This window comes from Streptomyces peucetius (assembly GCF_025854275.1).
Lineage (GTDB): Bacteria > Actinomycetota > Actinomycetes > Streptomycetales > Streptomycetaceae > Streptomyces > Streptomyces peucetius_A.
The window spans coordinates 3,881,379-3,905,778 of the sequence record NZ_CP107567.1 but is presented as its reverse complement, the minus strand read 5'-3'; the positions used below and the strand labels follow the sequence as shown (position 1 = coordinate 3,905,778).

At 70.3% G+C, this 24,400-nt stretch carries 21 protein-coding genes and 3 pseudogenes; 9 read left to right on the top strand and 15 right to left on the bottom strand.

From position 1 onward, the window contains the following. Nucleotides 1-111: 111 nt before the first annotated feature. Nucleotides 112-312 (top strand): DUF2180 family protein, encoded by a 201-nt coding sequence (locus tag OGH68_RS36465; RefSeq protein WP_413471115.1) that lies wholly within the window; start codon nt 112-114, stop codon nt 310-312. 115 nt (nt 313-427) lie between these two features. Here OGH68_RS36465 and OGH68_RS17905 read toward each other — a convergent pair whose 3' ends face one another. From OGH68_RS17905 to OGH68_RS17895, 3 genes are all read right to left on the bottom strand, one after another. After that, a complete protein-coding gene (locus OGH68_RS17905) occupies nt 428-613 on the bottom strand; it encodes a hypothetical protein (RefSeq protein ID WP_264245188.1) in 186 nt (61 codons plus the stop codon). Nucleotides 614-1,331: 718 nt separating this feature from the next. Next, nucleotides 1,332-1,994, bottom strand: coding sequence for a response regulator (locus OGH68_RS17900; protein ID WP_264245185.1), 663 nt, complete (start codon nt 1,992-1,994; stop codon nt 1,332-1,334). Next, nucleotides 1,991-2,947 (bottom strand): HAMP domain-containing sensor histidine kinase, encoded by a 957-nt coding sequence (locus OGH68_RS17895; protein ID WP_264245184.1) that lies wholly within the window; start codon nt 2,945-2,947, stop codon nt 1,991-1,993. Before OGH68_RS17895 ends, OGH68_RS17900 begins: the two co-directional genes overlap by 4 nt. A 624-nt stretch (nt 2,948-3,571) precedes the next feature. Between OGH68_RS17895 and OGH68_RS17890 the strand changes: the two genes are divergently transcribed. After that, complete coding sequence (locus OGH68_RS17890) at nt 3,572-5,092, top strand: potassium/proton antiporter (RefSeq protein WP_264245182.1); 1,521 nt, start codon at nt 3,572-3,574, stop codon at nt 5,090-5,092. A gap of 515 nt (nt 5,093-5,607) precedes the next feature. Here OGH68_RS17890 and OGH68_RS17885 read toward each other — a convergent pair. Beyond that, nucleotides 5,608-6,852: a cation:proton antiporter gene (locus OGH68_RS17885; RefSeq protein WP_264245180.1), complete on the bottom strand. Its 1,245-nt coding sequence runs from the start codon at nt 6,850-6,852 to the stop codon at nt 5,608-5,610. Between the two features lie 2 nt (nt 6,853-6,854). Beyond that, a complete protein-coding gene (locus OGH68_RS17880) occupies nt 6,855-7,325 on the bottom strand; it encodes a cation:proton antiporter regulatory subunit (RefSeq protein ID WP_264245178.1) in 471 nt (156 codons plus the stop codon). Nucleotides 7,326-7,654: 329 nt separating this feature from the next. On the opposite strand from OGH68_RS17880, the gene OGH68_RS17875 reads away from it, so the two are divergent. After that, nucleotides 7,655-8,089: a hypothetical protein gene (locus tag OGH68_RS17875; RefSeq protein WP_264245176.1), complete on the top strand. Its 435-nt coding sequence runs from the start codon at nt 7,655-7,657 to the stop codon at nt 8,087-8,089. 34 nt (nt 8,090-8,123) lie between these two features. Here the strand turns inward: OGH68_RS17875 and OGH68_RS17870 are convergent, their stop codons facing one another. Both OGH68_RS17870 and OGH68_RS17865 read right to left on the bottom strand, forming a co-directional pair. Then, complete coding sequence (locus tag OGH68_RS17870; RefSeq protein WP_264245174.1) at nt 8,124-9,788, bottom strand: cation:proton antiporter; 1,665 nt, start codon at nt 9,786-9,788, stop codon at nt 8,124-8,126. 84 nt (nt 9,789-9,872) lie between these two features. Continuing rightward, entirely contained in the window at nt 9,873-10,307 is a 435-nt protein-coding gene (locus OGH68_RS17865) for a universal stress protein (protein ID WP_264250143.1), read from the bottom strand. Here OGH68_RS17865 and OGH68_RS17860 point away from each other — a divergent pair. After that, nucleotides 10,294-10,524, top strand: coding sequence for a hypothetical protein (locus tag OGH68_RS17860; RefSeq protein WP_264250461.1), 231 nt, complete (start codon nt 10,294-10,296; stop codon nt 10,522-10,524). The genes OGH68_RS17865 and OGH68_RS17860 overlap by 14 nt on opposite strands. Before the next feature lie 421 nt (nt 10,525-10,945). On the opposite strand, the pseudogene OGH68_RS17855 reads toward OGH68_RS17860, so the two are convergent. Then, nucleotides 10,946-11,119: pseudogene (locus OGH68_RS17855) on the bottom strand (IS3 family transposase); the annotation flags it as partial. 320 nt (nt 11,120-11,439) lie between these two features. Here OGH68_RS17855 and OGH68_RS17850 point away from each other — a divergent pair. Together OGH68_RS17850 and OGH68_RS17845 are read left to right on the top strand one after the other, a co-directional pair. Then, nucleotides 11,440-11,835, top strand: coding sequence for a carboxymuconolactone decarboxylase family protein (locus OGH68_RS17850; RefSeq protein ID WP_264245172.1), 396 nt, complete (start codon nt 11,440-11,442; stop codon nt 11,833-11,835). Further along, a complete protein-coding gene (locus OGH68_RS17845) occupies nt 11,832-12,044 on the top strand; it encodes a hypothetical protein (protein WP_264245170.1) in 213 nt (70 codons plus the stop codon). The genes OGH68_RS17850 and OGH68_RS17845 overlap by 4 nt, the downstream gene beginning before the upstream one ends. 889 nt (nt 12,045-12,933) lie before the next feature. Here OGH68_RS17845 and OGH68_RS17840 read toward each other — a convergent pair. The 5 genes and pseudogenes from OGH68_RS17840 to OGH68_RS17820 form a co-directional block, all read right to left on the bottom strand. Then, the gene (locus OGH68_RS17840) at nt 12,934-13,251 is read right to left on the bottom strand and encodes a hypothetical protein (RefSeq protein ID WP_319020215.1); all 318 of its coding nucleotides are present in this window, start codon (nt 13,249-13,251) and stop codon (nt 12,934-12,936) included. Nucleotides 13,252-13,271: 20 nt separating this feature from the next. Then, nucleotides 13,272-13,809: pseudogene (locus tag OGH68_RS17835) on the bottom strand (GNAT family N-acetyltransferase). Between the two features lie 286 nt (nt 13,810-14,095). Continuing rightward, nucleotides 14,096-14,845 (bottom strand): ATP-binding cassette domain-containing protein, encoded by a 750-nt coding sequence (locus OGH68_RS17830; protein WP_264245168.1) that lies wholly within the window; start codon nt 14,843-14,845, stop codon nt 14,096-14,098. Beyond that, entirely contained in the window at nt 14,842-15,429 is a 588-nt protein-coding gene (locus OGH68_RS17825; protein WP_264245166.1) for a hypothetical protein, read from the bottom strand. Before OGH68_RS17825 ends, OGH68_RS17830 begins: the two co-directional genes overlap by 4 nt. A gap of 2 nt (nt 15,430-15,431) precedes the next feature. Next, nucleotides 15,432-16,715 carry a magnesium transporter gene (locus OGH68_RS17820; RefSeq protein ID WP_264245164.1) on the bottom strand — a complete coding sequence of 428 codons (1,284 nt, stop codon included), beginning with the start codon at nt 16,713-16,715 and terminating at the stop codon, nt 15,432-15,434. 232 nt (nt 16,716-16,947) lie between these two features. Between OGH68_RS17820 and OGH68_RS17815 the strand changes: the two genes are divergently transcribed. The 3 genes and pseudogenes from OGH68_RS17815 to OGH68_RS17805 all read left to right on the top strand — a co-directional run bounded on the left by OGH68_RS17815 (nt 16,948) and on the right by OGH68_RS17805 (nt 19,165). Next, nucleotides 16,948-17,814 (top strand): DUF2797 domain-containing protein, encoded by an 867-nt coding sequence (locus OGH68_RS17815; RefSeq protein ID WP_264250142.1) that lies wholly within the window; start codon nt 16,948-16,950, stop codon nt 17,812-17,814. A gap of 140 nt (nt 17,815-17,954) precedes the next feature. Then, nucleotides 17,955-18,210 (top strand): annotated as a pseudogene (locus OGH68_RS36460) (antibiotic biosynthesis monooxygenase). A gap of 61 nt (nt 18,211-18,271) precedes the next feature. Further along, a complete protein-coding gene (locus OGH68_RS17805; protein WP_264245163.1) occupies nt 18,272-19,165 on the top strand; it encodes an amidohydrolase family protein in 894 nt (297 codons plus the stop codon). 238 nt (nt 19,166-19,403) lie between these two features. Here OGH68_RS17805 and OGH68_RS17800 read toward each other — a convergent pair whose 3' ends face one another. Together OGH68_RS17800 and OGH68_RS17795 are read right to left on the bottom strand one after the other, a co-directional pair. After that, entirely contained in the window at nt 19,404-21,215 is a 1,812-nt protein-coding gene (locus OGH68_RS17800; RefSeq protein WP_264245161.1) for a S8 family peptidase, read from the bottom strand. Between the two features lie 427 nt (nt 21,216-21,642). Continuing rightward, nucleotides 21,643-24,375, bottom strand: a complete 2,733-nt coding sequence (locus OGH68_RS17795; RefSeq protein ID WP_413470997.1) for a LuxR C-terminal-related transcriptional regulator — start codon at nt 24,373-24,375, stop codon at nt 21,643-21,645. Nucleotides 24,376-24,400: the final 25 nt, after the last annotated feature.

Here is a 24,400-nt window from a genome sequence, read left to right as displayed (position 1 = left end):
TGCTCCCGGTGCGCAGTGGTGCTATCTGGAATCGACGGGTACCCGTATCAGGCCGATCAAGCCCTGCGCCTGCTCGAGGTCGGAAAGGGCAGCGAGGAAGGGAGCTTCGAGATGAACTGCTACGAGTGCGATGAGCCCACTCCAGCCGTAGCGGTCTGCCAGCAATGCGGCGTAGCGGTGTGCAAGGAACACGTGCGGATGAGCAAGGAAGAAGTCTCAGAACCAGTGGGTCCCGGGCCTGCCCGCACAGCGTCGGCTCGGCGTGTCACGTGCCCTGTGTGTGATCGAGCCGAGCACAGCAAGCACCCCTAAGGGGTTGCATGACGACCCGCCGTAGACGGCCCGATCAGGCGACAGGTGCCCGCGTGGACCACTGCATCCGATATCAGGCCAAGCCCCGTCTGCCGGCGTCGGGCCCGCCGACGGTTCAGAGCTCGGCGGCGGCGCGGTCGTGGCCTGTCTGGGCAGCGAGCCGGGCACAGAGGTCGGGGAAGTTGCGGCCGGTGCCGTCACTGCCCGAGTCGTCGTCCATCACGTCGGCGAGCGCGTACGGGTCGACGTCCACGCGTGGCGCGAGATGGTCGAGTTCGGGGCGGGAGTCACCGACACGCATCGGAGTGGCGTGGGTGCTGGATTAGCCTGAATTCAGCCATTTATGGCGAGGTACGCTGCTGCGCCTTCCTCCAAAGGGCAGAGCCAGGAAAGGGCTGTGTGATGCGTGCTGAGGACGAGCCTCCCCGGCCGTGGGTGTCAGCCGGTCTGCTGGTATTGCTGATCGGTCTCGCGACGGGGATCACCAGTCTGATGTTCGGCAGGACGAGCCCGTTCACGATCGCGATCGTTGCCAGCTTGCTTGCTGTGCCATTGGGCCTGTTGTGGACGGCTTGGTGGACGCCCGTCCCCTGCTCCGCGGTGGCACCAGGGCGCTCCGTGCGTTCAGGAGATGTTCTCAACTACTGCGGTGCTCGCCGCATTCCGCTCCGGTCTGCCCCCAGTGGCCGAAGCCGGCGGCTCGCCGTCGTACGTCCACGCTATTTGCGAGGCCGGAGCACCGACCCGGATGCTCACGCGGCAGCGGACGGAGGTGGCTGCGATGGATACCTCAAGGTATACGACCGCGCCAGTGGAACCACTGGCTGGGTCGAGAGCCGGTACCTGGACTGGCTGCCTCTGCTGGGGCGCGAGTGAGGCAGGACGATGGCGGAGCCGTATCCGACGGTGAGCACGGACGACGACGCGGTGGATGCGGCCCGCTTGTTTGTTGGGCAGCGCTTGCCGGCGCTGCTGGCGGTGGACCGTGACGGACGGCCCTCGAGCGGCTGGCTGCGGGGTCAGGGTTCGATGAGGCCGGCGCGGATGGCGTAGCGGGTGAGTTCGAGGCGGTCGCGGAGGCCGAGTTTCTGCAGCAGGTTGGCGCGATGGCGTTCGACGGTCTTGACGCTGATGTGGAGGAGGCCGGCGATCTCCTTGGACGTGTGGCCCTCGGCTACGAGTTTGAGAATCTCTTCCTCTCGGTCGGTGATGGGCTTGGCGGGCAGGTCCTCGCCCTCGCGGGCGCGGTCGAGGTAGCTGCGGACGAGGGTGCTGACGGTGCCGGGGTAGAGGAAGGATTCGCCGCGTATGGCGGCGCGGCAGGCGTCGACGAGGTCGCGGTCGGCGACCGACTTGAGGACGTAGCCGGAGGCTCCGGCGCTGAGGGCTTCGAAGAAGTACTGCTCGTTGTCGTACATGGTGAGCATGAGGATGCGCATGCCGGGAAGGCGGCGGGCGAGTTCGCGGGCGGCCTGGAGGCCGGTGAGCCGGGGCATGGCGATGTCGAGGATGGCGAGGTCGGGCCGGTGGGCGCGGGCGGCTTCGACAGCCTCTGCGCCGTCGCCGGCTTCGGCGACGACGGTGAGGTCGGGTTCACTGTCCAGGATGAGGCGCACCCCGCGGCGTACCAGAGCATGGTCGTCGGCGAGCAGGACGCGGGTCGGTGCGGTCGGTGCGGTCATGCCGGTGTGTTCCGTTCGGTTACGGGGACGGTCAGGCGGACTTCGGTGCCGCTGCCGGGGGCGGGGCCGAGTTCGAGGTTCGCGTTGACGAGGAGGGCGCGCTCGCGCATGCCGCGGATGCCGGCGCCTTCGGGGGCCTGCCGGATGCCGTGCCCGTCGTCGCGTACGCGGAGCTCGACGGCTCGGGGCAGGTGGCGCAGCCGGACATCGGCGTTGCGGGCGTGGGCGTGGCGGGCGGCGTTGGTGAGACTTTCCTGGGCGACGCGATAGAGGACGAGTTCCGTCTCGTCGTTCAGGGGCGGCAGGTCGGGATCAATGTGGTGGCGGACCTTGAGTGAGGGGCCGGTGAACTCCCCGGCCAGGGCGCGCAGGGCCTTGGTCAGGCCGAGTTCTGCCAGGACGCCGGGGCGCAGGCGGCGGGCGATGCGGCGGATCTCGTCGAGGCTGTTGCGGGTGGTCTCCTGGACCTCGTGGAGGTCCGCGCGGAGCGGCTCGGGCGCGCGGTCGGCGACGCCCTTGAGCTCCAGCAGGACGGCGGTGAGGGTCTGGCCGATCTCGTCGTGGAGTTCCTGGGCGATGCGGCGGCGTTCGGCTTCCTGTGCCGACAGCGCGCGGCCTGAGCTGGCGGCGCGCTCGGCTTCGAGCCGGTCGAGCATGCTGTTGAAGGCGGCGATCAGCTCGGCGATCTCGCCGTGACCGCCGGCGGCGGGGCGAGGGCCCGGGCGGAGCAGGTCGATGGTGGTCATCGTGCGGGCCAGCCGTGCCAGCGGCGCAAGGCCGACGCGCAGAACGAGCGCGTTGGCGATGAGTAGTACGGCCAGTCCGGTGGCGAGGACGATCGCCTCGGTGAGGAGCGCGGGCGTGGACACCGTCACCGGGCCGAGCAGCAGCGCCGTCGTCGCTGCCACCAGAACCACGGCGTTGAGGAGGAACACCCGCCAGAACAGGGACATGCCGGGCGGGAGTGGAAGCTGACGTCCAGGTTCTTCGCGGTTCGCCGGAACGTGCCTCTGATCCTCACCCATACGCTCAGCGTCACAGCGCTCGGGGCATGCGTCCATCGGTGGCAGCACCCATCGTAGATCTCCGTACACGCTGCGGAAATGGGTGCCGGCCCCGATACCCGTCAGCCGCCGTGCCCGGAAGCATGGAAGCGAAGGTGGCACGACCGGTGGAGGAGCACACGTGGGGCATGGAGCGCAGTCGGCCGCTCGCAGAACGTACGTGGACGGTCGCTGTGCCGTGGCGGAGGAGGAGGAGCGATGGCGAGCTTCGACGACCGGCCGCCGGAGTCCCCTGCGGCCAGGAGCCACCGGAACGACCCTGCGTTCGTTGCTGTGGAATCCGGGCGGCCTCGCGCTCCGCGCGAGTACCGGCGGCGCCGGCATGGGCGAAAGGCAGCATGGTTCGTGTCGGCCTTGGCCGTGGTGGCGTTCACGATTGGGATCATCCTGCCCAATGGACTGCTGCTCGCCTCCGGCATCGTGGCCGCCGGCCTCGCCGGACACCTCTTCGACCCGCCACGGTGACTTCACCGCGATCGTGCTGATCCGGACGGGGCGAGGAGGAGTGGCCGGGTGACGCTCCAGGAGCTGTACCTGACCCTCCTGGTAGGTGGCGTGGTGCTGCTCGCGAGCATCGCCGCCGCCCGGGCCGCGAACCGCCTCGGGCTGCCCAGCCTGCTGCTGTTCCTCGGTGTCGGCGTGCTGATCGGCGAGGACGTCCTCGGCCTGCACTTCGACAACGCGGCGCTCGCCCAGTCCCTCGGCACGGCCGCACTCGCCGTCATCCTTGTCGAGGGCGGCCTGACCACCCAGTGGAGCGACGTCCGGCGGCTGCTGCTGCCGGCCGGTTTCCTGGCCACCGCGGGCGTGGCCCTGTCGGTCCTGGTCACGGCGGCCGGCGCACACTGGCTGCTCGGCATGGACTGGCACCTGGCCCTGCTGCTCGGCGCGATCGTGTCCTCCACCGACGCCGCCGCCGTCTTCGCCGTACTGCGCGCCCTGCCGCTCCCGCAGAAGGTCACTGGCCTGCTGGAGGCCGAGTCCGGATTCAACGACGCACCGACGATCATCCTCGTCCTGGTGTTCAGCACCGCCGCCGCGGACCTTCCCGACCCGGCCCACATCGCAGGCAACGTCCTCTACCAACTCGTCGTGGGCGCCCTGCTCGGGCTCGTCATCGGCCGGCTGGGCGCTGCGGCCCTGCGGCACATCGCGCTCCCCGCCACCGGGCTCTACCCACTGGCGACCGTCGGCTTCGGCATCGTCGCCTTCGCAGCCGGTGGCGCTGCGGGCGCCAGCGGCATCATCGCCGCCTACCTGTCCGGCCTCGTTCTCGGCAACGCCAAGCTCCCGCACCGCGCGGCCACCCGCTCCTTCGCGGAAGGCGCCGGATGGCTGGCGCAGATCGGCCTGTTCGTCATGCTCGGCCTACTGGTCACGCCCAGCGAACTGCCCGCCGCCGTCCTCCCCGCCGTGGTCGTCGGGCTCGTGCTGCTGCTGGCCGCACGGCCCGTCTCCGTCCTGGTGTGCCTGTTTCCCTTCCGGCTGCCGTGGCGCGAGCAGGCGTTCATGTCCTGGGCCGGGCTGCGCGGCGCGGTTCCGATCGTCCTCGCCACGTTCCCCATCGTCGCCGGCGTCGAGGACGCGGACCGGCTCCTCAACATCGTCTTCGTACTCGTCGTCCTGTTCACCCTCGTCCAGGGCCCCAGCCTCCCGGCCATGGCCCGCCTGCTCCGCCTCACCCGCGCCGACGCACTGCGGGACGCCCAGGTCGAGACCGCGCCGCTGGACGTCCTGGGCGCCGACCTGCTCACCCTCACCGTTCCCGACAAGTCCCGGCTCCACGGCGTCGCGGCCTTCGAACTCCGCCTCCCGCCCCCGACCGTGCTCACGCTGATCCTGCGTGAAGGCACCACCCTCGTACCCCGCCCGGACACCGTCCTGCGTGCCGGAGACGAGCTCCTGCTGATCACGACACCGGACGTACGCGACGCGGCCGAACGGCGGCTACGGGCCGTGGGACGGCGCGGGAAGCTCGCCCGCTGGCTCGGCGAAACCGGCGATCCCCTGCCCCATGACACACCTACCGGTTGAAGGCGACAGCAGGGGTGACGTCTCCCGTTCCAGGCGGCCGGGAGGGCGCGTATGCATGCACGCGGGTGATCCGGCGGAGCGGTGTCCGGTGGTGTGCACCGAGTGCGGTGCGGTGGAGAACGCCATGCTGATGGTGTGGTGACAGTGATCCAGACGGAGGGTAATCGGGTTCGGACGACCGGGGGCGATCATCGCGGCCGGTTGAGGGAGGAACTCCTGGGCGCGGACTGACCCACTGCGTCGTCACGTTCAAGGACGGCCGCCTTGCCCGGCGCTGACGCGCCAAGCAAGGAACGGTGCGCTCAGGGGCCACGTCACGATCAGAAGAGTGAGAACGGCGGCGCTGGAGACGGGATGCTCTTCGCTCCCCGCCTGCGGGCCGTGACGCGGTTCAGGGTCCGGGGCAGATGCCTGGCGAACCCAGGCATCTGCCGAGGTAGATCGCCACAGCCGCCAGGACAAGTACGGTGCCGCGGCCTGTGCACGTTGCCCAGGACTCCTCGCCCATGCCGTGATCACGCCCGGCCGCCGGTGCCGTCTTCCACTGGGTGGAGCATTTCTTCCTTCGGCGGAGCGCCTCCCCCCTCCATACCGGAGCGGCGGTTGCGGCCGGTGAGCCGTGTGGCGATGGGCTCGGTGTAGCGGGCGGTGAGCGGGCCGATGATGACGAGGATCAGAACGTAGGCGGTGGCCAGCGGCCCGAGGGCGGGTTCGATGCCCGCGGTGACGGCGAGGCCCGCGATGACGATGGAGAACTCGCCGCGTGCCACCAGCGTGCCACCGGCACGCCAGCGGCCCTTCGCCGAGATTCCCGCGCGCTTGGCCGCGAAGTACCCGGTGGCGATCTTCGTGCCGGCCGTCACCACGGCCAGGGCGAGAGCGGGGAGCAGGACGGGCGGGATGCTGGCCGGGTCGGTGTGCAGGCCGAAGAAGACGAAGAACACGGCCGCGAACAGGTCCCGGAGGGGGCTGAGCAGATTGTGGGCGCCCTCGGCGACCTCGCCGGACAGGGCGATGCCGACGAGGAACGCGCCGACGGCTGCGGAGACTTGGAGCTGCTGGGCGATGCCGGCGACCAGCAGGGTGAGGCCGAGGACGACGAGGAGGAGCTTCTCGGGGTCGTCGCTGGAGACGAAGCGGGAGATGACCCGTCCGTACCGCAGTGCGAGGAACAGCACCAGTCCGGCGACGCCGAGGGCGATGGCGAGGGTGAGGCTGCCGGCGGCCAGGCTCACCCCGGCCAGTAGGGCGGTGATGATGGGGAGGTAGACGGCCATGGCGAGGTCTTCGAGGACCAGGATGCTCAGGACGACCGGGGTCTCGCGGTTGCCGAGACGGCCGAGGTCACCCATCACCTTGGCGATGACGCCGGACGAGGAGATCCAGGTGACGCCGGCCAGGACAACGGCGGCGACCGGCCCCCACCCGAGCAGCAACGCCATCCCGGCGCCTGGCAGGGCGTTGAGAGTGAAGTCGACCAGACCGGCCGGGTATTGCGTCTTGAGGTTGGAGACCAGGTCGCTGGCGGTGTACTCCAGACCGAGCATCAGCAGGAGCAGGATGACGCCGATCTCGGCGCCGATCGCCACGAACTCCTCGCTCGCGCCCATCGGCAGCAGCCCGCCCTTTCCGAAGGCGAGGCCGGCCAGCAGGTAGAGCGGGATGGGAGAGAACTTCAGCCGTCCGGCGATACGGCCGAGCAGGCCGAGGCCGAGGATGATCGCACCGAACTCGATGAGAAAGATGGCGGACGAGTGCACGGTCACTCCCTGTTGAGTATCGCCGCGGCGGCATCGACGCCTTCGCGGGTGCCGATGACGATCAGCGTGTCCCCGCCGGAGAGCCGGAACTCCGGCCCCGGAGAGGGGATGGCCTCGGCCCTCCGCAGGACGGCCACGACAGAGACGCCCGTCTCGGTCCGCATCCGCGTGTCACCCAGGTGCCGGCCGTTCCAGTACGAGGTCGACGACAACTCGACCCGCTCCGCGACCAGCCCCAGGTCCGTCGTGGACAACAGGTTCGGACTGTGGTGCGACGGCATCAGCGCGTCGATCAGCGCCTCCGCTTCACCGGCCGTCAGCTTCACCGCCAGGGCGCACTCGTCGGGATCGTCACGGCGGTAGGCACTGAGGATGCGCCCGCCCTCGCGGTGCGCAACCACCGACAGGCGGCGATCCTCACGGGTCGTGAGGTCGTAACGGACCCCGATCCCGGGCAGTGGCGTACTGCTCATACGCGGAGCGGGCACAGCGGAACTCCTTGGCCATGAATGACGCGGATTCAGAGACGAGTCATATAGGGATGCCGTCTTGGCAATTACTTTACCTGGGCACCGAAATGCCCGATTCGCCATAAATTCCCTCATGCCGGCTGGTGCCGGCACGCCAAGGGCACGGGCATCTCCTTGGCCGGAGGGCCACCCTTGGCCGCTTTGTGACAGTCGCCGAACTCGAGCCGCGACGGGCACGTTCTTTACGCCAACGCGGGCGATCGGTTCTGCGCGGTCCGTGCATCATGTCGATGGCCCTGATGAAGGATCGGCATACGTGAAGGAGCGGGCAGGTGATCCAGTGGAGGCTGATCGGTGTCGGCCCGAGGCCGGTGCCGGAGCCGGTGCACACATCGGTGACGTGGCTCGCCGCTGCGGTCTGCGCACCGACGGTGATCGCGGCCCACAATCTGCTCGACGACCAGGGCGACCCCTGGCTTGACCTTGTCGCCCTGAGCGCGCTCTGCGCCGTGCTGGGGCTGTCCGCGCGTCTCACCGCCGCCCCCGGCACCGCACTGGTCTGCTGGGCGTTCTTCAGCCTTTTCGCCCTACCACCGCTGGGCCGGTTCTCCTGGGCCGTCCAGGACGACTGGAAGCGGCTCGGCTTGCTCCTCCTCGCGGCAGGTGTGGGCACCCTGTACGCCCGTCTGCGGCACGCCCGCGCCGCGTACTGCCGTCTGAGCTCCATGACACAACCGCAGTGGTCACGGCCTGCTCCACGGCTGTGACCAGGATGCTGCGCGGACCACTGCGCCCCGATGGTCAGGCTGAGCCCCGTCTGTCGCCGTCGGTCCCGCCCTCGGGTCCCAGGAGATTACGCAGCGCCTCGACGGCACTCGTCGTGGCGTAGACGAACGGCTGGAAAACGAGATCCGCTCCGGGCTCCGCCTGGAGCGCTTCGGCATCGCGTGGCGTGTGGGCCGTGAGTGCTGTCCTGCCCCGGTACTCGTGATGACGCAGTGCGTGAAGCAGCGCTCTATTGGTGTCGAGCAATGGAATGGCGCTGACCACACAGCGGGCGCGGGACAGCGGCAGGCTCTCCAGGAAGTGCACGTCCTCCGCGCTGCCGAACACGGCGGTGACACCGGGGCGGACGTTGCGTGCCACGCGGTGCGGGTCGAAGTCGACCGCAAGGACCCGGTGGCCGGCCTGCGCGAGTTCGGTCGCGAGGAGCCCGCCGAAGCGACCGAGGCCGTAGAGGATGACGTCGTAATCCGCATGAGCACCGGCGGGTTCGGCGGACTTGCGGCGGTCGGTCCGGTCGAGTTTGTTCAGCCAGCGTTCGAGGCGGGCGTAGATCTGGTGGGAGTAGTGGATGAGGTAGGTGGAACCGCCGATCGTGATCAGACCGACCACCGTGATCAGGCTGACGGTCGCTCCGGTGATATGACCGAGGGAGAGGCCGAGTGTGGCCAGGATGAGGGAGAACTCGGAGATCTGGGCGACGGTCAGGCCGGCGAGGAAGCCGACGCGGACGGGGTAGCGCATGAGGGTCATGATCGCGACGACGATGAGGGGGTTGCCGATGAGGACGAAGACCGAGAAGATCGCCGCTTCGGTGATCTGCTGACCGGCGTTGGTGAACTCCAGCCGGGCTCCGAGTTCGAGGAAGAAGAATAGCAGCAGGAAGTCGCGCAGGCTGACCAGGCGGGCGCCCAGCGCGTCGCGGTACGGGGTCGTCGCCAGGGAGACCCCTGCTATGAAGGCGCCGACCTCGGTACTGAAGCCGAGCCAGTCGCTCACCGCGGCGACGAGCACGGCGTATGCGACACCGAAGAGGACCAGGAGCTCCTGCGACCGGGCGATGTGGTGCAGCAGCCAGGGCAGCACCCAGCGCATGAGGACCGCAATGCCGGCGAGGAGGCCCAGGCCCTTGGCGAAGACGCCGAGGATGTCGGAGGCCACGTCGTCCCCGGACTGCTGACCGACGGCCGTCAGAGCGATCATCACCAGGACGACGACGATGTCCTGGACGATGAGAAACCCGACCGCGATACGGCCGTGAAGCTGTTCCAGCTCCCGTTTGTCGGACAGCAGCTTCACGATGATGATCGTGGAGGAGAACGTCAGCGCGACCGCGACGTAGATCGCTGTGACGGTGTCCATACCGAGGGCAATGGCGATCAGATAGCCGATCACCGAGGTGAACACCACCTGCCCCAGCCCCGTGGCCAGGGCGATCGGCCCGGTGGTGCGGATCAGGTGAAGGTCCAGCCGCAGGCCCACGAGGAACAGCAGCACCGCGATACCCAGCTGAGCAAGCAGTTCGAGGGCTTCCTCCGGTTCCACCCACCCCACGCCCGTCGGCCCGACGAGGATGCCCACGCCGATGAACGCGACGATCAGCGGCTGCCGCAGCCACGTGGCCACCAGCCCCACGGCAGCAGCCAGGGCGAGGACGGCGGCGAAGAGGGCAAAGCCATGCATTTCCATAGGCCGGGGCCGTTCACGAAGGGGACGGTCTGCTGTGCCGGTGACCAGGAGCGAGAGCTTGCGCCTGCGGGGGCATGGTCATGGCGGAACGACAGGGACGGCGACGGCGAGGACATCGCACGGTGCCCGCGCCATCACCTCCTGTGCCACGCTGCCGAACAGGGCATGGCCGAGTCGTGAGCGGCCACCCGTTTCGACGACGACAAGATCCGCGCCGTAGTGTCCTGCCAGGTCGGCCAGAGCCGTCCGCGGGCACCCAGCAGTGACGACGACCTGCGGGGGACGCGGTCGCAGCGTAGCCGCCACGCGTTCGATGGACGACCGGGGCTGAGCGACGGCCGCACGACGCAGCTCGGCGATTCCACCCGCGTCCACGCCCCGCATCACCAGCACGAACTCTCCCGGCACAACGCAGGCGTGCACGACAAGGTGTTCCGAGTCCGGTGAGTCCCACGTCCCATCGACTGCGCACAGGACGCGGCGGTAGGGCAGCTCCGGAATGGTTCGAATCATCAGGAAGGGCACACGGCTGACCCGCACCAGGCCCGACGAAACGGCGTCCCGGCGACCGCTGCCTGTCTGTTGCCTGCCGTACGCCGCGATCACGGAACAGACCCGCCGCCCTACCCGCAAGCGCGCCGCACGAGTCGGCGCCGTCCTGGCCCTGGCGAACCACCGGCTGCACCGGCACGCCCGCAGTGTGTCGGCGGACCTGCGCGACAAGGCGTGAACAGACCACGGCCATCGTCCCGGCGCCTCCGCCGAACTCACTCCGTAGAAGAGGTACGGGGCGCAACGGCACCGCGAGCAGATGAGCGAGTGGAGCAGCCCGGCCAGCGGCGTGCGCTGAGCGATCCGACAGGTCGATCGCCACCCACACCGGTCCGGGCACGCCGCGCTCGTCGCCATCAACGGGCTCCCTGAGGGCTTACTTCCAGGCTACGACGAGGAGCCGACCCAGCCTGCACTCAGGCACTGTGTGTGTCTGCGCGGTTCCGGCCCTGTCCGCTCGCGTATCCCGGGTCTGAGTGGCGCGGGGCCGGGTGTTACAGGAACCCTGGGGCCTCGAATGTGGGGCTGCGACACCTCGACAAGACCAAGACACTGCCCGTGAGCTTGTTCCGCTTTGACGGACACCATCGGTGTGGTGGTCAGGCTGCGAGTGCGGTCTCGTAGTCGGCGGGACTGCGGTAGCCGAGGCTGCTGTGCAGTCGGTGCAAGTTGTACCAGCCCTCGATCCACTCAAAGATCGCGGTGTGGGCGGCGGACCTGCTCGGCCAGGGCTGGGTGCCGATCAGCTCGTTCTTCAAGGTGGCGAAGAACGACATCGGGGCCCACATCGCGCTATTGCGGGCAGGTCCACAGACTGCCCGACTCGCCGGAAACTTACGGGCCCCGATCTCTCCCCCCATGGCAGCTCCCGCCCAAAGCGGCTACACCGACCACATGGCATGCCTGCAGGCCATGGACGCGGCGACGGCGACGGCCAGATGAGCCACGCAGGGAACCTAAGCGCGCCAGTGGCCGAGATGCGGGGGAGCAACGCAGTTGTGGAGCAGGCCTACCCACGGGTCGCTGCATGCTCCTTTTGGAATAAAATTAGACATACGCCACATATTCGCGTGAGTGAGAGGCAGTGGTCAGGATGGCTGGCCGAAACCGCGGCGAGGTCGAGGCGGAGATCAAGGAAACGCTGGGACTCGTTCCGCATTTCTTCTCCCGCGTACCGGATGACCTGCTGGAACATGAGTGGGCGATCTTCAAGAAGCTTGAACTCGGGGAAACGCTCATCCCGAACAAGTACAAGGAACTCATCGGGGTGGGCCTGCACTCCGAGACGAAGTGCCACTACTGCACCCTCTTCCACACCGAGGCCGCGAAGCTCTTCGGCGCCACGGACGAGGAGATCCAGGAAGCCGTCCACTACGCCAAGACCAGTCTGGGCTGGAGCGCGTACATCAACGGCATCCGCGAGGACTACGACGACTTCGCCAAGGAACTGGAGCAGATCAAGGAATACATCCAGTCAACGGCCGGATGATGCAGCTCGAGTGGGCCCGGCCCGGCGTACTGCGCGTCACGTCCCACGCCTACGAGATGGCCGCGCTGGTGGCGGCGGCCCGGTACGTAACCGACTCCGCTCCCCCGGACATCCCCGAGGAGGCACTTGAGCACCTTCGGGAGGTCCTGAAGGAGTACGACGCGCAGACCAAACGCCTGGGCACCACCGAGACGCCTTCTGACTCTTAGATCGGGAGTGAGGGAAGGACGCGTGCGCCCCTCGGGACAGGCGACCTGACCGCCGACTAGGACTGCCTGACCACCGTGAGCAACGCCCAGCCTGGAAGGACCGGAGAGCGCCACACGTGCCTCTGCGTGCCCGATCGAGCAGTAACAGGCGGGGACCAACGGGGAACGTCGGCTAACGACTTGAGAACGCCGAGGTCAACGTCCCACCAGGTCAGTCGACATCCGGTTACGGGATCTTCCGAACTGGTGCACCAGACCGGCGCACCGCGCCGTTGAGGATGCGCCTGCAGCCCGCTCGTGTCTGGTGAAGGACCCGAGCGCCTGCCAGGATCAGACCGTGAATGAGTCCTCGATCGCCACAAGACTGAGCAGAGCTCTCGACTGGGCAGGATTGATCCCGTCCGCCCTCCTCCTTGCGATCGGCATCAGGGATTACCGCGATGGCGGATCCGTGGCATGGCCGATCGGCGGAGCACTCCTGGTTCTCGTCAGCCTTTGGGTGATCTATCGCGGGATGGCTCGCCCGAGTGGCAAGACCGGCGCTTAGTGGTAGGTGTACAGCAGCGCAGTACCGCAACCACAGCAACCGCCCCTGTCCGCCACCGTCCCTCCGGGGCCTTGGAACGGCAGGTATGGCCGTCGCTGATCGATCCGGCTAGAGCTACGGATCAGAAGGTTGCAGGTTCGAATCCTGCCGAGTGCACACAGTTCAGAAGCCCCCCGGGATCATCCCGGGGGGCTTCTGACATCAGCGAGTGACATCAACGTCCCCGCCGACGGACTCGGGCGGCGGCGTCCGGCTCGGTGTCTCCCCCGTCAATCTCGTCCGGCTCGTTCACTCCGAGCGCGTCATCCATTCGCTCGGCGGCCGCGTGCAAGGTCGTCTGCATCACGTGCGCGTGGGTGTCGAGGGTCTGGTGATCGCGCTGTGTCCGAGCGTCGCCGTGATCGTGCGAGCGTCGGCGCCCCGGCCGGTGCGCTTCAGGCGGGCGAGCCCTTCGAGGGCCCAGTTGAGGATGCCGGGTATCTCGGCGGCGAGCTCGCCGGTCAGGCCGATGTCCTTTTTGCCGAGCCAGGAGACTGTCATGTTGAGCACGACGAAGCGGCGGGCGATGACCCCGGAGGCGTCGCCGAAGTGCGGCAGTTCGTTGGTCAGGATCACGAGCCGGGTGGGGAGCCATCGCTGCCTCCGGGTGCACTGTCCCATGTGCGTGGTTCAGTAGGAGATCAAGTCACTTCTTCGACGGAGTGTGAGTCCGTATTCGCCGTCGTGCCGGTCCAGGTGATCTCGAAGTACCTGACACGTTCGTCTTCTCCGGCCGGCCGCATGCCGGCTGCCATCATGACGTGCTGGGACGGGGTGTTGTCGTGGTCTGTGTCGCCCTTCACGCAAGTGACGCCGCGTGCCCGTGCAAACAGCAGCAGTCCGCGAAGGGCTTCGGAGGCGTATCCCTTGCCTCGCGCTGACGGGATGAGGCCGTAACCGATGGTGACACTGCCGTCCTCGTCCGCAGGGCCGTGGAAACCCACACCGCCGATCACCTGACCGTCCTCGCGGCGACGGATCGCGTAGTTGCCGAACGGTCGGGGATCACCGGTACTCGCGCAGGTGGCCAGGAAGCGCTTAGCGGCGGCCACGTCCCCATCGATCGGATACCCCGGGCGCCCATCGGGCGCCGCCGTCCGGCTCGCCTTCCACCACTCGCTCAGCCTCGCTGACGGTCATCGGATGAAGGATGAGTCGTGATGTCACAAGATCGCCCATAGCGGGTAGGAGTATCACGCGGGGGACCGGACCACAGTTGAATTGTCCGACGGGCCGCGCTCCCGAGTATCAACTACCGGGCGTGGCAATCGATCGGCATCCTGAGCAGTCCCCGCCGGGCCCAGAGCTGTACGGCAGCGCGGTACCGCAACCACAGCGACCGCAGGTGTCCGGCAGTGGGTGACGGCAACCCGCGTGCGGGCATCCGGTCGGCGCCACACGGCGTCCGCGATCACGCCCACCGGCTACCGCTACCGCGACGTGCCTGCCGGTGGGCGTCGCGCGGTCAGCGGGAGGCGTTCGGGTGGATGAGGGCGGTGTAGGCCGATTCGGCCCGGCGGGCCGGTACGGCTTCGGGGGCGGCGTGGGTCAGGAAGCTCCGGGTGTCGCCGTGGTGAAGGACGCGGCCGCCGTCCATGAGTGCGACGGTGTCCGCTTCGTCGGCCAGGTCGACGATGTCGTGTGTGGACATGAGCACCGGGGTCTGCGCCGCGATCTCCCGCAGTACGTCACGGAAGACGGTGCGCTGGTGGGGGTCGAGCCCGGCCGTCGGTTCGTCCAGCAGGATGACGCGGGCGTCGTGGGCGAGGGCGCAGGCGATGCCGACACGGCGGAGCTGTCCCCCGGAGAGCCTGGCCGTCTTTCGCCCGGTCTCCTCGGCGAGGCCGACCCGGTCGAGGGCGGCCTCGGCGCGTTCCCAGGCACGGGAGCGGCTCTCGCCCTTCAGCCAGGCGACGTATGCCACGTACTCGCGAGCGGTCAACTGCCGTGACGTGGGTACTCGCTGGGGCAGCCAGGCCACGTGGCGGCGGTATGCACGGCTCGCGGAGGTGAGGTCGGAGCCGCTGAACACGACTCTGCCGGCCTTCGGCAGGACCGTGCCCGCGAGCAGAGCCATCGTCGTGGACTTGCCCGCCCCGTTGGGGCCGAGCAGGATCGTCAGGCCCTGACCGGGGACCTCGTAGGTGAGGCGGTTCAGTACAGGGCGGACCCAGCGGCGATGGCTGAAGGTGACGCGGTCGAGCAGCAGAGTCATCGGTCGGTCCTCGGTGCGAAGCAGACGAGGGAGAGAATCCCCGCCAGAAAGACAACAGCGGCGCCTGCGGCGGCCTGTGCGACGCGGGCCTCCTCCGTGACGATCACCCAGGGGTAAGGATCGCCGTGGCTCCGGCCCCCGACGAACATGGAGTGAATCATCCACAGGACGGGGAGCAGGGTCGCGCGGTGTCCGAGCAGCGGCCATGCGCCCAGGGCGAGTCCACAGAAGAGCAGGTTGTTCCGTGCCGCCGTCCACATCGCCTCCGTGCCGAGGGGAAACATGGCCAGGGCCAGCACCGACGCCAGGAGCGCGAAGCCGGACACCAGCGTGATGTCGCGCGCGTCGAGCCGGCGGACGGCGGACCGTTCCACCGAGGGCACCCGCCGTTCGAGGCAGACGATCAGAGCGACGCAGGGGATGAGGCAGAGGAAGTTGCTCAGCTCCGTCGCCATCGCGTAGTTCCCCAGGAACGCGGGGAACACGAGGGCCACGTTCAGGGTGAGTCCGACGCCCAGGGCGAAGCCGAGCAGCGCACCGGGCAGCAGGCCGAGGGCGCCCCGCTGGCGCAGCCACCAGATCATGTTCACCGACCTGCCCGGCAGGCCTGCCGAAGCCGCTCGGTGTACCAGGTCCGCTGCTCCTGCGGTGGAAGACCGTCCACCCTGGCCATTTCGGCGAGGAGCTGTTCTCTGCTCTGCCCTTGGCTGAACCCCTGGGTCTCACGCGACAGCCAGGCGAGGTACTCGCCCTCCACACCGGTGGTCCGGGCGACCCAGAGGGTGCTGTGGTGCAGGGCGTTCCAGTCCGGTGCCGCGCAAGGCGTCCCGACGACGGCGATGGCGATGTTCTCCCGGAGGACCCGGTCCGTGTCACCGGGCACGAGGTCGAGTGTCCACTCCGCTCCGCCGGTGTCGGTCCGCCGGACATCGGCCACGGTGAGGTCGGTGATGCGGGCGGGCTTCTCGGCGATGATCCCCCTGGCCTGCAATCGGCTTGTCATCTCGCCGAGTTCGGTCTGAATGTCCCTGATGTGCCCGGCGCCGGCGGACGGCAGGCAGACCTCGGGCGTGCTCCCCACGCAGGTGACCGGGGCCAGGCCCGTGGCGGCCGGAGCGATCGCCTGCCAGTCCTTGGTGATGCCGTATGCGCCGAGCAGGCCGCCCGCCGCGATCACCAGGGAGGCGGCGACGGAGGTGACGCGGATGCGCCGGGGGCCCGCCAGGACGACGCAGGCAAGCGCCAGACAGACCGTCGGCAGGACCGCGGCCACCGTCATGGACAGCGAGTACGCCTCCCCGAACCCCACCCAGCCGATGGACCCGGTGACATGGTGCGCCCAGTGGCTGTCCGTCCCCAGTGGGAAGCTGATGCCGACGAAGATCAACACGGCTACGAGCGGCGCGGCGTACATCGCGTGGAGCCGCCGGCCGATGACGAACCCGATGACCGCGTGCGCGGTGAGCAGGACGACGACGATCCCCATCAGCTGCAGCACGTACAGGTCGGGAAGGACGCCGACTACCCACAGCCCTCCTGCCGTGACGCCGGCGGTCAGGACCGTCAGGGACAGTACGGTGACGAGGACCGGTCGGACCGCGATGCGCCAGGTGGCGCGTGCGGCACCCAGCTCCCAGGTGCCGAGGGCGCGAAGCCGTGTCGCCTCCACCGCAGCCAGGGCCGCCGCGGCCGCGGCGGCCATCGGGACCGGGGCGTGCACGGCGTACGACGCGGCCTGTGCGGGCCATGGCACGGCGATGAGCCGCTCGATGTTCCGGGTCGTCGTGAGGAAGACGAAGCAGAAGAAGAGGCCCAGCACGGGGAACGCCGGCACGGCCGCGTGCGTGCGAAGGGCGGTGGAGAAGCGCATGAAGCCTCGCAGGGAGAACAACGGGACCCGGGGCCGCCGCTACGCCGTGCGCGTGGCGGCCCGTCAAGATCGTCAGCGTAGATCAGTGGAATCGGCGGGGCCGGGGCGAAAGCCGCCTGCGCCCTGCGGTCGCGGTGTCCGATCCGGCAGCCCGGAGCCGCCGGTTCCGACAGGGCCGCCGGTTCCGACAGGATGGATGGATGCGGGTCTCGGTGGAAGCACGGGTGCGGTGATGTGGCGGTGTGCGGGGGTCAGGTGGCCGCCCGAGGCGCGGATCGGGGTGCTCGAGTGGGAAGGCGGACGTGTCAGTCCGCTCCTCCCGGGCAAGGAGCTGGGCTTCCGGGCGGAGGGTGTGCGCCGGTGCACGGGGGCGCGGGGGAACGCCTGCCCGCTGCGTGCACAGGTCCCCGGGCGGGCGACGCAGGCCCGGTGCCCCGAGTGCGCGCGCCTGGACCGGGCGCATTCCGTGGCCGCGGACGCCGTGCCCGACGATCCACGCGTCTACCGGGTGTATCTGGCGTGGTTCGGACCGGGCATGGTCAAGGTCGGGATCACCGCGGAGCAGCGCGGGGCGGCGCGGCTGCTGGAGCAGGGGGCCGTGGTGTTCGCCTGGCTGGGGCGGGGGCCGCTGATGGCAGCGCGGCGTACGGAGGAACTGCTGCGTGCCGCGCTCGACGTGCCGGACCGGATCCCGTACGCCCGTAAGCGCGCGGTGCGGGCCGCCTTGCCGGGCAGCGCGGAGGAGCGTGCCGCCGAGGTCGAGGCGCTGCATGCACGGGCGCTCGCGTTGTCGGGGTGGGCGGAGGCCCTGGAGCCGGTCCCGTTCGAGGCGGTCGATCACGCCGGGGTGTTCGGGCTCGAGGGGCTGCCCGCGGCGACGGCCGTGGTGCGTGAGCTGGTGGACGGCGGTGTGGTGGCGGGCCGGCTGGTCGCGGCGGCCGGGCCCGATCTGCATCTGAGGACGGCCACGGAGGGGGTCGTCGTCGTCGACACCCGGCTGATGACCGGCTGGGGGCTGGTCGGGGCCGACGCGACGGCGGGAGTGAGCGTGCCCACGGCGGATGTACGGGACGAGGGCACGCAGGACGGGCTCTTCTGACGCGGCGGCTGTGACGCATCAGCTGAGGGCGGTGGCCGGGTGTGGCGGCTGTGACGAGGCGCCGGCGGACGGCAAAGCCTTGGATCCCTTTCGACGATCACTCTGGACGTCGCCGTCCCCCGCGCCGGAAGGTGGGGTTCATGAGCATCGGATCTGTGGCGGACGTCGAGCCGCCCTACTACGCCGTGGTCTTCACCTCCGTGCAGCGGCCCGCCGTCGACGGATACGCGGAGACCGCCGAGCGCATGGAGGAACTGGGACGAAGAGGCGATCGCGCTCTGGCAGCGGAACAGCGAGCACCGGGCGGCGCAGCGGCGCGGCCGCGCCGAGTGGTACGAGAGCTACAGCGTGCATGTGGCCAAGGTCGAGCGGAGTCACAGCTTTGAACGGGAGTGAGGCGGCGGGCGACCGAGGAGCCCAGAGCCCAGAGACGGCGGAAGCCCGGGCCCCGGAGACGGTGGAAGCCCGGACCCCGGGAGAGGCCGCAGAGGTACGGGAGTTCTGGCAGCGGCTCGGGCTGCCCGGGCTCGTGGACGTGCACACCCACTTCATGCCGGAGCGCGTGCTGAGGAAGGTCTGGGCCTATTTCGACGCCGTCGGCCCCATGACCGGCATGGAGTGGCCGATCACCTACCGGCACGAGGAGGAGGAACGTGTCGGGCTGCTCCGCGACTTCGGCGTGCGGGCCTTCACGTCGATGCTCTATCCGCACAAGCCGGGCATGGCGGCCTGGCTCAACGGCTGGGCGGCGGACTTCGCCGCGCGGACACCGGACTGCGCGCACACCGCGACGCTGTTCCCCGAGGAAGGGGTGGCCGGCTATGTGCGGGAGGCCGTCGAGGGCGGGGCGCGGATCTTCAAGTCGCACCTCCAGGTCGGGGCGTACGACCCGGGTGATCCGCTGCTGGACCCGGCCTGGGGCCTGCTGGCGGAGGCGCGCGTACCGGTGGTGATGCACTGCGGTTCCGGCCCGGCGCCCGGCAAGTACACGGGCCCGGAGCCGGTCGGCCGGGTGCTGGCGCGCCATCCGCGGCTGCGGCTGGTGGTGGCGCACATGGGGATGCCCGAGTACGGCGACTTCCTCGCCCTGGCGGAGCGTTACCCGGAGGTCCGGCTGGACACGACGATGGCGTTCACGGACTTCAGCGAGGCGTTCGCGCCGTTCCCCGGGACCGAGCGCGGGCGGCTGGCGGATCTGGGGGACCGGATCGTGCTGGGCACGGACTTCCCGAACATCCCGTACCCGTATGCGCATCAGCTGGTGGTGCTGGAGAGGCTGGGGCTCGGGGACGACTGGCTGCGGGCCGTCTGCCACGACAACGGCGCGCGCCTGCTGCTCGGGAACGAGTGACGACGGCGCGCACCCGCTGCTGGGGGGCGAACAGCCGAGGCGCGCCCGCTGCCCGGGATCGAGCAGCGAAGCGCGCCTGTTGCTGTGGAGCCGGAGCCGGAGCCGGAGCCGGTGGCGGAGCCGGTGGCGGAGCCGGAGCCGGTGGCGGTGGCGGAGCCGGTGGCGAATGGCGCAGGGGCCTGCCGATGCCCTCCTCGACATCGGCAGGCCCCTGATACGGCCTGGAGGTGTGGACCTGTCAGAAGGTCAGGCTCCAGGAGTCGATGTAGCCGGTGTCACCGCTGTAGGCGTCGGTGACCCGCAGCTTCCAGGTGCCGCTCGCGGCCACGCCGGAGGCGTCGACCGTGTAGGTGGTGATGACGTTGTCCGCGCTGTCGCCGGAGCTGGTGTTCTTCAGTACGGCGGAGGCGCCGTTGGGGGCGACGATCTCGACCTTGAGGTCACCGCGGTAGGTGTGCTTGATGTCGACGTCGATCTTGAGGGCGGAGGGGGCGTTGCCGCTGATGCCGCTGACCGCGATCGACGAGGTGACCGTCGCGTTGTCGTAGATGTTCACATTGGCGGAGTTGGTGAACACGTTGCCGGTGGGCGGCTCCTCGCCGCCGCCACCGCCGGCGCCGAGGGTGGCCGCCGCGTCGGCGAGGCCGGCGCCGCAGCCGCCGGAGCAGGAGCCGGCCAGCGTACGGGCGTTGGTCTTGATCGCCGACTCGATCTGGCTCGGGGTCAGCGACGGGCCGGTCTGGTTCATCAGCGCGGCGAGGCCGGCGATGTGCGGGGCGGCCATGCTGGTGCCCTGGTACGCCACGTAGTTCTCGCTGCCGACGCTGCGGGTGCCGGTGTTCAGCGTGGACCAGATGCCGTTGGTGGAGCTGACCGCGGTCTCGCCGCCGGGGGCGGTGATGTCGACGACGCTGCCGTAGTTGGAGTAGGAGGCGCGGTTGCCCTCGCGGTCGGAGGCGGCGACGGTGATGACGTTGCTGCAGCTGGCCGGGTTGAAGTTGGCCGCGTTGGCGTTGCTGTTGCCGGCCGCCACGACGACGGTCGTGCCGCGGTTCACCGCGCCGTTGATGGCGCTCTGGGTGCCCGAGTCGCAGGCGCCGCCGCCGCCGAGGCTCATGTTGATGACGTCGGCCGGGTTCGCGTTGGCGGGCACGCCCGCCACGGAACCGCCGGACGCCCAAGTGATGGCGTCGATGATGTCGGCCGTGGTGCCGCCGCACTTGCCCAGCACGCGGACGGGCTGGACGGTCGCGTTGTACGCGATGCCGGCGATGCCCTTGCTGTTGCCGGTGGTGGCGGCGATGGTGCCGGCGACGTGCGTGCCGTGCCAGGAGTTGTTGGTGTCGCGTGCCGGGACCGGCTGACCGTTCTGGTCGGTGCCGCACTCGCCGCGGTTCATCCAGTCGCCCGGGTCGGCCGCGTTGCTGTCGCGGCCGCCGCCGTCGTTGGCCATGAACGGGTCGGAGATGAAGTCGTATCCCGCGATCACGTTGGCGGCGAGGTCGGAGTGGGAGACGTAGCCGGTGTCGATGACGGCGACGTTGACGCCCTCGCCGGTCGCCTTGTCCCAGGCGCCGGGGACGTTCATGCCGGCCCGGGCCTCGAAGAGGTCCCACTGGCGGTTGTACTCGGTGTCGTTGGGCTCGACGGCCGTGGCGTACATCCGGGTGTCCGGGACGACGTAGGCGACGTCCGGGTCGGCCTGGAAGGCGGCCATGACGTCGGCGGTGTCCTTCTTGCCGAGCTCGCCGCCGAGGTCGACCAGCGCGGCTCCGGTGCCGAGGCGGCGCTCGAAACCGAGGGACTCGCCGGCCTTCTTGCCCTTGGCCTTCGCGTCCTTGTCCGCGGCGGCGTCGGAGTTGGCCTCGGTGGTCATCGACTTGTAGCCGACGATGAGGCGCTCGACGGGGGCCTGGTCGGCCTGGGCCGCCGGGGCGGGGGCGGGTGCCGCCGGGGCGGGTGCGGCGACGGAGGTGGCGGTGCCCGCGCAGAGCAGTGCGGTGCAGCTCGCCGCGAGGATGGATATGCGTATGCGTCTGGAACCGTTCAAGGCATTGCCTTTCGAGGGTTTGACCTGGCAGCAGGAACCAAAGGCACAGTTAGTTCAGTTCATGACAAACCAGGCGTTCCTGTGGCCGCAGCAGGATGCAGGGGGTTGAGGGGGCGGCCGTCATGTGCGGCGGGCGAAGGGAGCCCCGGTCCGCGAGCGCCAGTGGTTCGGGGTGCACTCGTGTCCGGATGTTGGGGACGCACGGTGCGGGGCTGCCGGCCTGTGGGCCGAGGGCACCCGCACACGGCTCCCTTCAGCCGCGCATGTCACCGGTCGGTCGGGACGCAATGACAGCTCCCCCGCTGCGGGTGCGCCGTCGACCGGCCGGTTGGCAGGGAACCTACGGCTGGAATCAGTCACACGCCTATCCGGATGGGTGCCGCTACGGATACCTGTTTAACCCCTGCCCGTACGGCGATCGGTCCGCTTAACCACTGTTTGCGACGGCGTCCACGGCGTCCGGCAGGACAGCCGTATCGATCTTTTCCGCAAGATGTTGCCGCGACGTGGTGCCCAGTTTGCGCATGGCGCGTGCGACGTGCTGCTCGACCGTACGCGGGGAGAGATGCAGCGTCGTCGCGATCTCCCGGTTCGTCAGCCCCGTTCCCGCCAGTTCGGCGACCTCCCGCTCGCGCGGCGAGAGACGGTCCCCGTACGAGGGCCGGCCCGGCGGGCGCGCCTCCTTGGCGGGCCGGTGGGAGCGGAGCAGGGCACGGGCGCGGGCGGCGTCCCACACGGCGCCCAGCTCGGTGAACTGCCGCGTGCAGGCGGTCAGGTCCGCGACGGCCTGCGCCTTCGCCGCGTCCCCCGTGTGGCCGCTCCCCTCCGCGCCGTCAGCCCTCAGGGCGCAGCGGCCGGCCGCCTCCGTGGTCAGCGCCTGGGCGTACGGGCACGGCATGGCCGCGTACCCGGCGGCCGCCTCCCGGTACAGCGGGACGGCATCGAAGTGCCGGCCCTCCGCCTCGGCCAGCGCGGCGCGGCTCCAGCTCAGCGCGGCCTCGGCCCAGGGTCCGTCGCGGCCTTCCAGGCCGGCGGCGAATTCGGCGATCACCTCCCGCGCCGCCTCCGTGTCGCCCGAGCGGGCGAGCGCCTCGACGGCCCAGGGCGCCAGGTTCGCCGCCCACACCCAGATGCCCTTCCGCCGCGCTCTCGCCCAGGCCTCGCGCGCCTCCCGGGCAGCATGGGGCACTTCCTGGCGGGCCAGGGCCAGCCTGATCAGGGCGCCCGAGGTGGCGGCGGCGAGCGGCGGCGCGGCCTCGTCGCGCGGCGACGCATCGGCGCCGGACAGCCACGACAGCGCCGAGTCCCACTCCCCCTGGGCCAGCGCGAGCAGTCCGCGCACCAGGCGGGCGTCCGCGCTGATCACCGGCATGGCCGCCGTCGAGGCGACGAAGCTGTCGCACCGGTCGGCCAGTCCGGCCCAGCGTCCGGTGACCCACTCCAGCCGCAACCGGGTCCCGAGCGCCGTGTGCTCGGTGTAGGGGGCGCCGCTCTTGCCGGACAGGTCGATGCCCTCGGCGAGCAGTTCCTGCGCCCGCCCGTGGTGGCCGAGCCACAGCGCGGCGTCGGCCGCGTTGCACAGTCCGCGGGCCGCGTGCAGCCGTGACCGGGGGTCGGGGCTGTCCGTGGGCAGTTCCGTGACGAGCTCCCATGCCTGCGGATCGCCGCAACTCATGGCGAGGCCGACCCGGTTGGCGGCGACCGCCGAGCGGGCGGCCTCGTCGCCGCTGTCCTCGGCGGTCCTCGTGGCGTCCCTGAGCCACGCCTGGTGGACGTCGAGCGAGGATCTGGGCCAGTGGGGCATGACCAGGGCGGACATCGCCCGCGCGGACAGGTCGGGCCGGGCCTCGCGCAGTTCGGCGGCGGCCCGCTCCAGCTCCTGCCAGCCCTTGTCGCTCATGCCGACCTGGTTGCACAGGAGCAGCCCCAGGTCGAGCCGGAGTTCGCCCCGTACGGCCGCGGGGAGGGCCGCGTCGTCGACGATCTGGGTCAGCACCTGGACGGTCTGGTCGGAGCGCAGTCCGACGACCGCGCTGCGGGCCAGCATCGGCGCCAGCCGGGCGCGCGTCTGCGGCGGTACCGAGGGGGAGTCCAGGGTCTGTTCGAGCAGCCCGATGGCCTCCTGGTGCCGCCCCGACTCCGCGGCCTCCCGCGCGGCCTGCTCGACGGCGCGCAGCCAGCCGCGTATTCGTCCGCCGGCCCGGTGGTGCCCGGCGAGCGACGCCCACGGCACGGGCTGCCGGCGGGCGAGCACGTCCGCCGCCCGCGCGTGCAACTCCTGCCGTACGGGGCCGGGCACGGACTCGTGCACGGCGCGGGCCGCGAGGGGCGCCGGCAGCCCGTAGCCCTCGTCCGACTCGGTGAGCGCCGCGCCGGCGAGCGCGGCGAGCAGCGCCTGCCGGCCGAGGGACCGGCCGAGTCCGGAGACGGTGACGAGCTCGTCACGGCCGGCCGGCTCGCCCAGGACGGCGGCGGCCCACACGACCGGCCGGTGCTCGGGCAGCAGGGCGGCCGTCCGGCCGAGGCTCAGATCGGCCAGCCGTACGGGCACTCCCGCGGCGTCGACGTCACCGGCCGTGCACCGCTGCCGGGTGCTGTCCCGCAGGACCGCCAGCAGGTCGACCACGATCTGCGCCACACCGCCGGAGCGCTCGTGCAGCCGGGCCACCGCCTCCTCGGTGCAGCGTTCGCCGAGCGCGGCGGCCGTGACCCGGCGGACCTCCTCCACGCTCCACGGCCGGACCCGGTGCCGCACGACGGTGAGCTCGGGCGGATAGCGCGGCGGCGGGGTGCCCAGGGGCAGGCCGGGGGCGGCCAGCTCCTCCGGGCGGCAGGTGAGCACGGCCGCAAGCCCCGGCCTCGGCTGTTCCAGCAGCCGGCGGAGCAGCCCCAACTCCTCGGCGTCCGCGCGGTGCACGTCCTCCACGGCGAGCAGGACCGGGCCGTGGTCCGGAAGCTCGGGGGGTGCGGCCGACTCGCCGCACACCCACCGCAGGCAGGTCGCCCGCGCCGCCTCCGGGAGCGTGGTCAACTCCTGGACCAGGCGGCTCTTGCCCGTACCGGCACAGCCCTCGACCAGGACGAGCACCGGGGCCGAGCCGTCACCGGCGAGCGTCCGCCGCAGCCGCAGGCCCCAGAAGGATTCGTGTGCCGTCACCACGCCGCCCGTCCTCCGACCTTCTCAG